Source organism: Novosphingobium cyanobacteriorum (assembly GCF_029436685.1).
GTDB classification, from domain to species: domain Bacteria; phylum Pseudomonadota; class Alphaproteobacteria; order Sphingomonadales; family Sphingomonadaceae; genus Novosphingobium; species Novosphingobium cyanobacteriorum.
In genome coordinates, this window is the sequence record NZ_JAROCY010000043.1 from 1 (window position 1) to 12,177 (window position 12,177).

Genomic DNA, 12,177 nt, shown 5'->3' on the forward strand with positions numbered 1-12,177 from the left:
TAACGCCGCTCCCTTATCGGAGCGGAACGTCGTTCCTCGCATGGGCGATCGTCAACAACAACCAGCCCGTTCCCGACGTGTTCTCCAAGATGACCAAAATCGCAGCTTCGGGCCGACTGGGCCAATATGGCCACCGGCCGCGCTGTGGCTCTACGCCGTTTCGGGGGTCGCCTGGATTGCGGCCTTCGGCGGATTTTGCCTGGTCTATCGGTCAATGCTGCTTTGCCAACGCCCGGGCTCGAAATGAACCTTGCGTGATCTGCGTCACTTCGGCCCCATCATTCCCATATATGGTGCATCTCCTCTTTCAGTCATACAAGATGCACGATCATGACCCTTTCCACTCTGTCAGGTGAAATCTGGAACCAGAAGTATCGCTTTCACGGCGGGGACGGCGCTGCCGACACCTCGGTCGAGGATACGTGGAGGCGCGTGGCGAGGGCCATTGCCGCCAACGAAGCCCCCGAATCAAGGGAGCGGTGGGGCGAGCAATTTCACGAAGCGCTGACCGATTTCCGCTTCATTCCCGCCGGTCGCATCCTTGCCGGCGCGGGCACCGGGCGCGAGGTCACGCTGTTCAACTGCTTCGTCATGGGGGTGATCCCCGACAATCTTGACGGGATCTTCCAGCACTTGCGCGAGGCTGCGATCACCATGCAGCAAGGGGGCGGCGTGGGCATGGATTTTTCCACCATTCGCCCGGCTGGCGCAGCCGTTCGCGGGGTGGGGGCGCAGGCATCCGGACCGTTGAGCTTCATGGACAGCTGGAACGCCATGTGCGGGACGATCATGGCGGCCGGCCAGCGGCGAGGCGCGATGATGGGGTGCCTGAGGATCGACCATCCCGACATCGAGGCATTCATCGAGGTCAAGCGCGACCGGAACCGGCTGCGGAACTTCAACCTGTCAGTGCTGGTAACCGACGCGTTCATGCGGACCCTGGCCGCGGACGAAGAGTGGGAGCTTCGCTTCGACGGCGTGGTCCACGGGTCCGTTCCGGCACGCGCGCTGTGGCGGCGCCTGATGCAGGCGACATATGACGTCGCCGAGCCGGGGGTTATTTTCATCGACCGGGTAAATCAGCACAACAACCTAGCCTATTGCGAGGAGATCGTCGGCAGCAACCCTTGCGGTGAGCAGATGTTGCCCGCCTATGGCGCCTGTCTGCTGGGATCGATCAACCTGGCCCAACTCGTGCCCCAGCCGTTCGCGCCGGACAGTTCGCTTAACGAGGCGGAGTTGGCCGACCTTACCACCACGGCGGTGCGCTTTCTTGACAACGTGATCGACGTTTCCCGCTATCCCCTGCCGCAGCAGGAAGCGGAAGCGAAATCCAAGCGGCGGATCGGGCTGGGGATCACCGGGCTGGCCGATGCCTTGTTGTTCTGCAACGCCCGCTACGGGTCCGAACAGGCCATCGCGCTGACTTGCCGCTGGCTGGATACGATCCGCCATGCCGCCTATCGCGCCAGCGCCCTGCTGGCGGCCGAGAAGGGGTGTTTCCCGCTCTACGACGAGGCCATGCTCGACCGACCTAACCTGTCGACCCTGGACGAGCCGACCCGCGAGCTGATCCGTCAACACGGCTTGCGTAATGGCTGTCTCACCTCGATCGCGCCAACCGGGACCACATCCCTGCTGGCGGGCAATGTCTCTTCCGGTATCGAGCCGGTATTCGCCTATTCCTATGTGCGCAAGGTCAGGCAGGCGGACGGATCGACCCGCGAGGAGCCGGTGGAGGATCAGGGCTACAGCGTGTGGAAGCAGGTCAAGGGCGATGCCCCTCCGCCCGATGACCTGTTCGTGAGCGCGCAGTCGCTTACCCCCTCCGATCACCTGGCCATGCAGGCACCGGCGCAGCGCCTTATCGACAGTTCGATCTCCAAGACCGTCAACTGCCCTCAGGACATCAGCTTCGATGCCTTCGTCGACATCTATGCGGAGGCCTATCACCTTGGCTGCAAGGGCCTGACCACCTACCGCCCCAATTCCACGACCGGGTCTGTCTTGAGCGTCGAGGAACCGAACGCGCGTGCGGCTTCTTCCGCGGCCGCACGGACCCCGGCCGTGCTGGAGCCGAGGCCCGAAGCCTTGCAGGGGGCCACCTACAAGGTCAAATGGCCGCACAGTGCCCACGCGATCTACGTTACCATCAATGACATGATTGAGGACGGGCAACGCCGCCCGTTTGAAATGTTTATAAATTCCAAGAATATGGAGCACTACGCTTGGACGGTTGGACTGACCCGGATGATTTCAGCGGTGCTGCGCCGGGGCGGCGACATCGGCTTTGTGGCAGAAGAGCTCAAGGCCGTATTCGACCCCCGGGGGGGCGCATGGATGAACCGCAGCTATGTGCCGTCCTTGCTGGCCGCGATTGGCGACGTCTTCGAAAACCATCTGGCGCTGGTTAACGGCGGAGAAGGCCCGAAAGCTGATCCGCTGGCGGCGGCGCCTGCGCATGGCGATGCTCCGCTTGGGGGTGTGTGCCCCGGGTGCGGCAGTTTGACCTTGCATCGCGAAGAGGGGTGCGACAAGTGCATTCAGTGCGGCTATTCCAAGTGTGGCTAGGCGGCGTGGACGAATTCCCCAAGGCCCCCGGCAAGGCATTGGGGAGTTTGTCCATGCTGCCCTATACAATGGCCAGGCGGCGCAAGCGTTCCATGTCGCGAATTTCCAGAAGGTTGCGTGAGATGGTCCGGACTATGCCGGTTGCACGAAGGGCCGATAGTTCGCGGCTGACCGTTTCCTTGGCGAGGCCGAGGTATTCGGCAATGTCGCTGCGGCTCATTGGCAGCGGGACGATGCCCGATGCCCCTGCTGGTCTCGCCTGCGACCGGCGGTGAACGTCGCACAGGAAGTGGGCAAGCCGTTCGCGCGCGGTGGCCTGCCCCAGAACCATTGCGCGCGTTTGTGCCGCGACGAGATCGCGGGCCACGCGTTCATGGCGCGAACGGGCAAATTCGTCGCTGCTGCGTGCGAACTGTTCGAACCGTCCCGTTTCGAACCGACACAGCGTAGCGGCGCTGACTGCCTCTGCCGTGCAGTGGTAGTCCTCTGACGGGCTGAAACCGATGAACTCGCCGGGAAAGTGGAAGGCGATCACCTGTCGGCGGCCATCGGGAAGGACGCTGTAGAGCTTGACCACTCCGCTGGTCAGGCTGAACGTGCGATCGGCAGGGTCGCCCTGGTGGAAAAGCGGTTGGCCAGCCGCAAGCTGGATGCTGCTGCCCTGATTACGCAAATCGGCCAGCGCGGTGACATCGAGCGTGCTGCACACCGCAGAGGTGCCCACGGCGCAGTCGCGGCAGGCATGGCTCCAATCGAGATCGGGTCGACGCCCCATTGTCAGTCTCCGCCGCTCCCGGCCATCCGGGCTTCGCATTTCCCTAAATATGCCAAGGCCCGCGCCTGCCACGAATGATCTGGATCAACCTGCCGGGCCTTCATGATGAGGGGAGGGGTGGGCGGCAGGGTGGCCTATCGTTTCCTTGATCCTTTCGAAGTATATCTCCCGCGGGACAAGCCGAAACCCCGACCAGAACGATGGACGGCTCATTCGTCGGGTGGCCCATTTTGCCACCATGCAGCCGATCCGCAGCCACAGGCGGCAGCGGTGACGCAGTGGTTGCGACTGGCGCGAGGCCCAGGCCCCAATGCGCGACAGTTTCGGGCGCGTGGCGAAATAGGCATCGGCTTCGGCCGCCCGGACGAGTTCGACCTTGCCGTGGACATACACTCGCTTGCCCACGTGCGGCCAATCGAACAGCAGCGCCGCATGAGGGTTTTCGCGAATATCCATCGCCTTGCGGCTGCCGAGATTGGTGTAGAAAGCAAACCCGCGCGCGTCGCAGCTTTTTAACTTGACCATGCGCGCGGAGGGAAGGCCGCCAGCCGTTGCCGTGGCGAGGACCATTGCGGTCGCATCGTGCCCCTTTTCGTTCCCGGCCTCTCCTTGCCAGCGACGGAACAGAACCAGCGCCGCTTCCCCCCAAAGGCCAGCAGCTTGCATGTCATGCAAGCCCGGTGCCCACCCGCTGATCCCGGTAAAGGTGGCCGGCCAGGCCATGCCAGAAACCGTTGACGAAGGGGCCGATGCCAAGGGCCCCGAGTGCCTGCATCGCCGTGGGACCATCGCTCCGCCCGGCCAGGCGATCGGCAAAGATCGTTGCAACGGCAATCATGTCGGTTCGATGTGGAGACAGGCGAAAGTGCCCGATGCCGAGCGCTAGCATGTCTTCGATTTCCGCGGCGAGATTGAGGTAACCGTAGGACAGCGTCTGGATGCCGTTGATGGCCAGCATCCGGTCGCCCCCCAGGGTCGTCAGGGTCAATCCGTCGGGATCGTTTTCGCAGACGAACTGGCATTCGTCCTTGCTGCGGCCGTGCGCCCGGGCGTGAAAGCAGCGGGCCGACAGGGCAAGAGGAATTCTACCGAACACCTGAACTTCAAGTGCGACACCGATCTGGCGGGCGTTGCCGGCCATTTCGGCGGCAACGGTGCGCGGCAGTTCGGGCGGCAGAGCGATATGGCGCGCGCCCCTTGCGGCAAGGTGAGCCATGGTCCGCTCGTTATAGACGTTCATCATCGGCCCGATCCGATGGGGACGGCCATAGACCGCGCCCAGACCGGCGGCGTTGTTGACTTCGATCATACGGTCGGCCTGCGCGCACAGTTCGGTCGTCATTTTTCGTTCGCGAGGCAGCATTACCTCGGAAAGGGTCGAGAATACCGCCGTTTTCCCGCCGCGCTCCAACCTCTCGACAATATCGGGCAGATATCGTTCGAAAAAAGGTGCCCGTTTGGAGCAGACCACCTCGCCGAGGTAAACCGTGTCGATCGGACTTTCTTCCGCGATCCGGGCGTAGAAATCGCGCTTGGTATCGGCATCCCAATGAAACAGGATCGGCCCGAGCGTAAGCTTGGGAGGCATTGCGTTATCGCCACTTCTTGGTTGCGAACGCACCTTGGGTCTGTTTCTGACCTTCGGTGAGGGCGACGAGATCGACCAGTTCGGGTTTCCGCCCCGCGACAACGGCATCAATCGCCCTGCGGAAGCTGGTCACGACGCTGCTGACATAGGCGCGCGACCGTTGCCGCCCTTCGATCTTGAGGGCATCGACCCCAGCCCCGATCAGGGCCGGCAACATCTCCATCAGGTTCAGGCTGATCGGCTCCTCGAACGCATAGTATGGCTCGTCCCGGGGCGAGGTGCAGTAACGCCCCTTGCAGATCGTCGGGTAGCCGGCCTGCTCGGTCGGCGCGAAGCGGTCGATGACGTGGGAACCGAGGCGGGCGGTGACCACGCCCGCGGTATTGCGGTCGTAATGGACTTCGGAGGCAGGCGAACAGGCGCCGTCCATGTTGGTCGATATGCCGACGGCATAGTTGGTCAGGCTGCACCGCCCCTCGACCATCAGGCCATGGTTGCCGAAAATGAAGGTTTCGATCTCGCAGTCTATTTCGGTTTTCAATTGGTGGATTTCCGCGAGCGTCAGGATGCGGGGCAGCACCGCCCGGCGAACGCCGAACTCCCGGCAGTAGAAGTTTATCGCCTCGGGGCTGGAGGCCGCGGCCTGGACTGACAGGTGCAGGCGGCGGCCGGCGTGGCGCTCTGCGATATAGGCGGCAACGCCGATGTCGGCGACGATGAAGGCATCGACCCCGCAGGCAGCTCCACAGTCGGCTGCTTCCTGCCAGAGATCGTATCGTCCGGCCGTAGCGAAGCTGTTGATTGCCAGCAGAACCTTGGCGCCACGGGCGTGGGCGTAGGCGACGGCATCTTGCAATTGGTTGGGCGTAAAGTTCAGGCCAGCAAAGTTGCGGGCGTTGGTGGCGTTCTGAAAGCCGCAGTAGATGGCGTCCGCGCCGGCATCGGCCGCAGCCCGCAGCATGGCCGGGGTTCCGGCCGGGCAAACCAGTTCCGGGCGGTTCATGCTGCTGCGCATTCAGACCCGCGCAGCGGCTCACGCGAACAGAACCAGGACCATAGCATTCTGCCTGGCTTGCCCAATGCAACACAGACATGCTGCATGATCGAGCCGTCGATATCGTCCAGCGCATTACGCAGGCAAACCGCCGCCTCAAGGTTTCCGGTTATGAGCAGATCGCGCGAGAAGAACAGGGAATCGCCATCCTGCCTGCCGTCGACCATTGTCACCAGTTCCCTGCACGATCCGCTGATATGGGTATCGCAATCGACCGCCGCCGCGCGGGAAACGGCGCGCAGTCGGGGATGGACGGGGTCCGGTTGCAGCAGCAGGATGAAGGGCAGGTCCCGTGCATCTATCAGGAAGCGGCTGCGCCCGTGCGGTCCCAGGCGGGCGAATAGCGCGGGCTGTTCGCGAGCTACCTTGCGTACGATCCGCTGTAGCAGCGGCTGGAGCGGGGCCAGAAGGACGGCAGGAACATGGGGCCATTGCGGCCTACGCCTGTGCGGCGCGGCGAGTGACGGTGTGGGAAGCATGGGTCATGCATAGCAAATGTCGGCGGGCCCAAAGTGACGTGGATCACTTGCGTGTACGGTGCGCTCCCGGGGCGGGCCTTGCATTTGGCGGTTTGTCGCAATGCCGGGCTGCTACATGCTGCGTCCGCAGCACTCGCACCTCGTGTGCTGGGCAAACGCTTGGTTGCCGGATTCACGATTGCGGGACTGGGTACGGCCGCAAAGTTCGCAGATGCGCGGGTTCAGGAAATCGCCCAGCAATTTCACAAAGCCGGATCGATGCGACGCCGTGGTTTCGTGGGCGCTCTGCATGAATGTAATCCCCCGAGGCATACCTCATTCTAGGCCATTGGCGGGGGCAAAAAATGATCCAGATCACCGTTGCTGTGAATCGGCCAAGGATTGATGATGTGGCGACGTAATGCAGGCGAGTGATGCAGACTGATCGTTGTCAAATCCAATTGGCGGTGAATGCCGTAATAGGGCGACATGCATCAATCATTTCGCTATGCTGTTGCGCTGCGGGGTGAACCGCCCCGCCGCGCGGTCGCGCCTGGTAAGTCTCAACATAGGCGAGTCAAGGCTGGGTCAAATTCAGGTGATCGGCCGGATAGCTCTCGATCCGCGCCGCGCCTGCGCGGCGGATCTGCGCCGCCGCTTCCTCGACATGAAACGACACTGCGTCGCGCGCGCGAAGCGTATCACCGGCCTTCATGTAGGCGACCAGGCGGTCATGTTCGATCAATGAACTGCGCGCCTCGTCGAGTTGGAAGTAGTTGGCCCCAGCGATCCAGACCGCCGGCGGGATGGCCTTGGCGTATGTGGCAAAGGCGGCCCGGTTGCCGCTCAAGCGGACGAGTTCGAGATGCCATTGGTAATCGAGAAAGGCGCCCTGCAGCAGGTTATCGGCCTGTGTCTCGTAGGATTTGAGGGCTGCGTTGATGCCCTCGAGGCAAGAAAAATCGGCCTTGCCCTGGAGCGAAGCTACCTCAGACGCGGCCAGCGCCTGAATGGCCCCGGCGAGCGCCAGATGCTCGACGATGCGCTCGATCGTCCAATCGACAATGGTGAAACGGCCATGGTCGCGAATAACCAGGCCGAGGTCGATGAGCTCCTGCACGAAGCGTGACGCATCGTCCGCAGCGAGATTCTGAAAGCCGGGGAGCTGTCCGGGATCGTCATAGCGCTGCCGCTTGCGTGGCTCGCGAAGCAAAGCGAAGACATGCCTCGCCGGGCAGGCAATCGTTCGCAGGTCTGGCAATATTGCTTTCGCCACCGATGTCTCAACTAGCCCCCTGATGACAAAGTCCGGATAATCCGAACCATCCGGATTCGGAAATCAAATCGAAATTGTGCTAGGTTCACCGCAATGATGCGGCGGGCAAGAACTCGCCCACAAGGGAGGTCGATTGACCAAAGCGCAGTCTCTTTCTGAACTCATGTTCCTCGAAATCAGGTTCGGGGTCCTGTCCGCGCGCTATCTGCCCGGACAGTTGATTGCGAAGGCGGACGTGGCCGAAGTCTATGCGAGCCGCCCGGTCGCAGTCGCTGAAGTGCTGGGTGCTCTCACCCACGAAGGCTACCTTACCCGCCAGGGGCGGAGCGAGTTTGTGGTGCGTACCTGGGGCCGTGAAGAGGTCGAGGATCTCTTCGAGATGCGCGCCAACTTTGAAGGGCTGGCCGCCTACCGGGCTGCCGAGCGCGCGACGGCTGCCGAGATTTCATTGCTGGCCGCGCTTGCAGCGGAGGCCCGCGAACTATCACCCGGTGATCCCGACGCACTTGAACGTGTGGTCCTCGAGAACCTGCGCTTCCACATCGAGGTCATGCGCATGTCCCGCATTACGCAGATGCCCGACATGGCGCGCATGGTACTGCCCAACGCACTCCATCGCCGGATTGCATGGTCGCAGCGGGCTGACGATGCCGAAGAGTCCTTCCGGATGCACCAGAAGATCGCGTCCGCCATTGGCGATCGCTCAGCCTCGATGGCGCGGCTGTTGATGCGCGAGGACATCTATTCTTCGCGCGAGAGCGTGCTCGCCGCGATCGAGGCATTGGCGGGTCATGAGGCAGGGGATGTGGCAACGATTGTCCGGTTTGCGCCGACGTTTGAACTGGACGGCAGGGTCTACGGTCAAGGGACGCGCGAAGCCGGAGCCGACGGCCGGGTCATTCCGTTCGGCGTACCGGCGGCCAATCTCAAGTAAGCCGGACTTAGCCAGGATTGGGGGATTGCACGGCATCGCCGCGCTCGTCCGGCAGGTTCGCCCGGTCGGCCTGCAATTGCTCCATCACGCATAGCATCATGGCTGAGGCCTGGTGGAGCCCGGCAGCATTGAGCACGTTGAGGAAGTCCTGGGCATCGGCGGCGATCAGGTCGAGCGTACTTCGATCGATCAGCAATCGCTGCATTCGCATCAAGCCGCCCCCGAAGCCTTTATCCACGCAAACGATTGTTCAAACGCAGGAATCTGTCAATATTTCGCCAGGTTAAATTTGCCGAATAATGGCTCTGAAATGGCGCAAGTTAGGTATGTGTCCGTAACGGCAAGCCGTTTGACTAAGCGAAAGCATTTTCGGCGCCTCTGAATCGCAATACTCGACTTATGTCCTCGCGACCCAGGGACCAGCGCGGACGCGCCGACTTTACGGACCGTATGTAATCAATCGCCTTCCAGCGGCGTGCAGAACTCGACATCGATCCGGTCGGGCTGAATGATCTTGCCGCGGACGCTGACCTGTCCCTCGAGATCATCGGGCACCGGCTCTTCGCCAAAATGCAGCCGCCAGGCCACGCCGTCGCCATCGCGCAGGATCGGTCCGCGCGCGCCCGCTTCAATGGTTCCGGTAATAGTGTTGGCCGAGCGGCGGGCAGGGAGGTTCATGGATTGGATCGAGTTCGAATTGAGTGGTTAGCGGCCTAGGGCAATTGCGCGGGCAACTATGTGTGCTTAGCAAACGGCCGGACAAATTCCAGCGGTGTATGTCCGTCATTATGGCATGTCAGCCGAATCCCGGGCGACAGGTGATATTGCGGAGCGTTTCCTGCTTCTGGCCAAAGGCTTCCCAGCCTTGCGCCTTCGGTTTGCCCGAGGTTTGGGTTTGACATCGATCTTTGCCGGTCCCGCTGCATTTTTCAGTTCCTTCAAAAACTCTGCAAGGAAGGAGGGATTCCTTTGTAACCAGGACTTTAGAATCTTGCCGAGGTCGCTGCTTGCAGGGGGGAGGGCCCTGTGTTGTGCCACCCAGGTAATCATCTCTAGCTGCCTTTGTCGGCGCGCGGTGTCTCGTTCGGCATAGGAAATCCCCTTGGGGATAAGGTCGCGACGGACCCGCTCGATCCGCTCGCGCACATCGGGACGAGTCTTTGATCCAAAAGGCGAGAGCCAGCCACTCAGCCGATTTCGGTCGGCCGTGCCTTGTGCTGGTGGCTCTTCGCCGCGTTCTATAGACCCGACGATTCGCTCGATGTTCAAATCGGTTTCACGCTTCAATCTCAGGCGCCTGCCCTGCTGCGGCTCGTATTGTCCTAAGGCGGCCAAGCGTGCCGCCAGATCGGGCCGAAAGTAGGGGCCGGTTGCAATCAATGCGCGGGAAAACTGCTGCCCTTCGAAGGTCCTTTGCGAAGGACGCGGCTTGCCCGCCTCGATCGCGGCGACAATGGCATCGTCCCGGTCCATCCGATCGAGCGTCGAATCCGGCAGCACACACCCCCACCTGGCTGCAAGGGCAGGCGTAGCCCGGTTAAGGCGGCGATGAACCATCAAATCATGGAGAGGATCAATTTTGGTGCAGCAGCGCCGCAGCGCATTGACCACGGCAGGCGGAAATTCCTCTGCGCGCTGGCCTTGCTCAAGCGCTTCCAGAAGACGCACAGCGAGTTCGACGACGACGTGCTCATCCAGGACTTCGTCGGGCTTGACGAAGGCAGCGTCGAGCGTCGCGCGGCTGACTTCGGCATATCCGGCAACCTGTTCGAACTCAAAGAGTGGCACATGCGTGCCGGTGATATCATCGCCTGACCAGGCACCGTGCGACCAGAAGCTGCGTGGTCTGGCATCGGGGCTGCCGCTCATCGCGTCAGCGATCGCGCCCGCTTCAATGATCGCCTCTGCTGTGAACTGCGCGCTGGGTATGTCCGCGCGCAGCGCGGCCTGAACGCCACCGAGAAAGGCCTCAGATAGCTGGCTCGCTCGCGCCCCGGCGACGGTCTTGACGTCGACCGCATAATAATACTGGCTGCGCGGCTTGCCCGGGGCCCTGCGCGTTAGCCGACCGATCTTCTGAACCGTCGCGCGCAAATTTCTAGGCGACCACGAACAATCAAAACCCAAATGCAGCCCCGGTGAATCGAAACCCTCGCGAAGCCGGAATACGACACATGCGACCCTGACCAAGCCGTCCTCCCGGGCAAACTCCTCCCGTGCCGCAATGCCAAATTTCATCTCGGCGACGCGATTCCCGGGATCATGGATGATGGCTTCCGCTCGATGCCCGAGCGGAAGGCGGTCAGAAATGTATTGCGCACATTCGCGGGCATAGGCCTGGTTCGGCAGCCAGAACATCGCGCGTTCGGACATATGGCGCTGCAAGTAGACGTCGGCGAGGAGGCGGATGCGGTGGCGCACAATGGTCGAGACGTCAGTTGGCCGCAACGAGCGATCGAGCAATTGTTCGACCTGAGCGGCAAGGTCGTCAAAGGCGAGTTCGGCACAATCCTGATTGACCTCGAAACTTTGCCTTGCAAGCGTCGAAAATGTCGTTCCCGATTGCTTTTCAAGTTGAGCGACTGCCGCGCGCAACCTGAGGCCGCAGTCGATCCGGACAATGTCGGTCGCGTTGAGCAGCTCAAGATTGAAGGCCTCCTGCATTCGCAGGACCGCAGAGCAGCCTTCTCGGACGCCAAGTACCTGCTCGTTAACGTCCCAGGGAGTTGCTGAAATCCAGACGACTTTCTGTGCCGTCGCACGGATTGCCTGAAAGGAGAGGTTGCTGTCCGGCCCTTCGCCGCCGCCGATGTGGCATTCATCGACAAACACCAGATCGGGCGAAGCCGTGCCCACCAGTTCCTGGAGCCGGCCTCGCCGGACTGCTTCGCGATAGGATTGCCAAGTTGCGCAGCGCCAGGTCGAGCGGTTGGAAATCAAGCCTGCGGCCGCGAAGGCGTTAAGCTGACGTGCAGTCTGATCGACGATATCGACACTGTGCGCCAGGTAGACCTTGACCGCACCCGGCCATTCGTTTCCGATGACTGCCATCGTCAGCGTCTTTCCCGAGCCCGTCGGGGCCTCGAGATAGGCGTGCCCCGATGAGGCGAGAATGTTCACGATTTCCGCCGCGAGGCGGTTTTGATCGGCCCGCGGATGCCATTGGGGCTTGCTGCGCGCCTTCCGGCGAACTGCGGCAGGCGGCGTATCGTCAGTTGCAAGCATCGACGGTCTCCATGGTTTTGTCTGTTGTGCGGACGCATTGGGAACCCGCACTCGCTTCTGTCGAACCAGTCGGCGCGGCCCGGTGGGAGGTGGCCCGGACCGCGCCTTTCCGATCAGGCGTAGACCGCTTGGCTGGTGCACTCAGAGCAATAGGCCTTGCGGTCGTCGCTGACGGTGTCAATCGGCGTTCAAAGTTGACCCCCTGATCGGCGCGTAAAACTGACCCCCCTATCGGTCTGGCAGGCGGTTATCCCGGTAGTCCATGGGAGGGGCCCGCGCATGCCGTCGCGCGCCGT

The 12,177-nt window shown here is 62.1% G+C and carries 11 protein-coding genes; 2 read left to right on the forward strand and 9 right to left on the reverse strand.

The window, feature by feature from the left end; all coding sequences use genetic code 11:
• The first annotated feature begins 330 nt into the window (after positions 1 to 330).
• A complete protein-coding gene (locus POM99_RS21500) occupies positions 331 to 2,571 on the forward strand; it encodes an adenosylcobalamin-dependent ribonucleoside-diphosphate reductase (RefSeq protein ID WP_277280786.1) in 2,241 nt (746 codons plus the stop codon).
• Positions 2,572 to 2,632: 61 nt separating this feature from the next.
• On the opposite strand, the gene POM99_RS21505 is transcribed toward POM99_RS21500, so the two are convergent.
• The 6 genes from POM99_RS21505 to POM99_RS21530 form a co-directional block, all read right to left on the reverse strand.
• Positions 2,633 to 3,346 carry a Crp/Fnr family transcriptional regulator gene (locus tag POM99_RS21505; RefSeq protein ID WP_277280787.1) on the reverse strand — a complete coding sequence of 238 codons (714 nt, stop codon included), beginning with the start codon at positions 3,344 to 3,346 and terminating at the stop codon, positions 2,633 to 2,635.
• An 84-nt stretch (positions 3,347 to 3,430) separates the two neighbouring features.
• Entirely contained in the window at positions 3,431 to 4,069 is a 639-nt protein-coding gene (locus POM99_RS21510; RefSeq protein WP_277280788.1) for a pyridoxal 5'-phosphate synthase, read from the reverse strand.
• Positions 4,014 to 4,934: a ubiquinone anaerobic biosynthesis protein UbiV gene (gene ubiV / locus POM99_RS21515; RefSeq protein WP_277280790.1), complete on the reverse strand. Its 921-nt coding sequence runs from the start codon at positions 4,932 to 4,934 to the stop codon at positions 4,014 to 4,016. The genes POM99_RS21510 and ubiV overlap by 56 nt, the downstream gene beginning before the upstream one ends.
• 4 nt (positions 4,935 to 4,938) lie before the next feature.
• Complete coding sequence (gene ubiU / locus POM99_RS21520; RefSeq protein ID WP_277280792.1) at positions 4,939 to 5,949, reverse strand: ubiquinone anaerobic biosynthesis protein UbiU; 1,011 nt, start codon at positions 5,947 to 5,949, stop codon at positions 4,939 to 4,941.
• Entirely contained in the window at positions 5,934 to 6,467 is a 534-nt protein-coding gene (ubiT, locus tag POM99_RS22530; protein ID WP_277280794.1) for a ubiquinone anaerobic biosynthesis accessory factor UbiT, read from the reverse strand. Before ubiT ends, ubiU begins: the two co-directional genes overlap by 16 nt.
• Positions 6,468 to 7,023: 556 nt before the next feature.
• Positions 7,024 to 7,722, reverse strand: coding sequence for an FCD domain-containing protein (locus POM99_RS21530; RefSeq protein ID WP_277280795.1), 699 nt, complete (start codon positions 7,720 to 7,722; stop codon positions 7,024 to 7,026).
• Positions 7,723 to 7,885: 163 nt separating this feature from the next.
• On the opposite strand from POM99_RS21530, the gene POM99_RS21535 reads away from it, so the two are divergent.
• Positions 7,886 to 8,656 carry an FCD domain-containing protein gene (locus POM99_RS21535; protein ID WP_277280797.1) on the forward strand — a complete coding sequence of 257 codons (771 nt, stop codon included), beginning with the start codon at positions 7,886 to 7,888 and terminating at the stop codon, positions 8,654 to 8,656.
• Positions 8,657 to 8,663: 7 nt separating this feature from the next.
• Here the strand turns inward: POM99_RS21535 and POM99_RS21540 are convergent, their stop codons facing one another.
• The 3 genes from POM99_RS21540 to POM99_RS21550 all read right to left on the reverse strand — a co-directional run bounded on the left by POM99_RS21540 (position 8,664) and on the right by POM99_RS21550 (position 11,881).
• Positions 8,664 to 8,861 carry a hypothetical protein gene (locus POM99_RS21540; protein WP_277280798.1) on the reverse strand — a complete coding sequence of 66 codons (198 nt, stop codon included), beginning with the start codon at positions 8,859 to 8,861 and terminating at the stop codon, positions 8,664 to 8,666.
• Positions 8,862 to 9,112: 251 nt separating this feature from the next.
• The gene (locus POM99_RS21545) at positions 9,113 to 9,334 is read right to left on the reverse strand and encodes a DUF5818 domain-containing protein (RefSeq protein ID WP_277280800.1); all 222 of its coding nucleotides are present in this window, start codon (positions 9,332 to 9,334) and stop codon (positions 9,113 to 9,115) included.
• Positions 9,335 to 9,442: 108 nt separating this feature from the next.
• On the reverse strand, positions 9,443 to 11,881 hold the full coding sequence (locus POM99_RS21550) for a DEAD/DEAH box helicase (RefSeq protein WP_277280801.1): 2,439 nt from the start codon (positions 11,879 to 11,881) through the stop codon (positions 9,443 to 9,445).
• Between the last annotated feature and the right edge of the window lie 296 nt (positions 11,882 to 12,177).

Coding starts and splice junctions, on each gene's coding strand:
- POM99_RS21500 (WP_277280786.1), top strand. CDS start 331: ATGACCCTTTCCACTCTGTCAGGTGAAATCTGGAACCAGAAGTATCGC.
- POM99_RS21505 (WP_277280787.1), bottom strand. CDS start 3,346: ATGGGGCGTCGACCCGATCTCGATTGGAGCCATGCCTGCCGCGACTGC.
- POM99_RS21510 (WP_277280788.1), bottom strand. CDS start 4,069: ATGGCCTGGCCGGCCACCTTTACCGGGATCAGCGGGTGGGCACCGGGC.
- ubiV (WP_277280790.1), bottom strand. CDS start 4,934: ATGCCTCCCAAGCTTACGCTCGGGCCGATCCTGTTTCATTGGGATGCC.
- ubiU (WP_277280792.1), bottom strand. CDS start 5,949: ATGCGCAGCAGCATGAACCGCCCGGAACTGGTTTGCCCGGCCGGAACC.
- ubiT (WP_277280794.1), bottom strand. CDS start 6,467: ATGCTTCCCACACCGTCACTCGCCGCGCCGCACAGGCGTAGGCCGCAA.
- POM99_RS21535 (WP_277280797.1), top strand. CDS start 7,886: ATGTTCCTCGAAATCAGGTTCGGGGTCCTGTCCGCGCGCTATCTGCCC.
- POM99_RS21540 (WP_277280798.1), bottom strand. CDS start 8,861: ATGCAGCGATTGCTGATCGATCGAAGTACGCTCGACCTGATCGCCGCC.
- POM99_RS21545 (WP_277280800.1), bottom strand. CDS start 9,334: ATGAACCTCCCTGCCCGCCGCTCGGCCAACACTATTACCGGAACCATT.
- POM99_RS21550 (WP_277280801.1), bottom strand. CDS start 11,881: ATGCTTGCAACTGACGATACGCCGCCTGCCGCAGTTCGCCGGAAGGCG.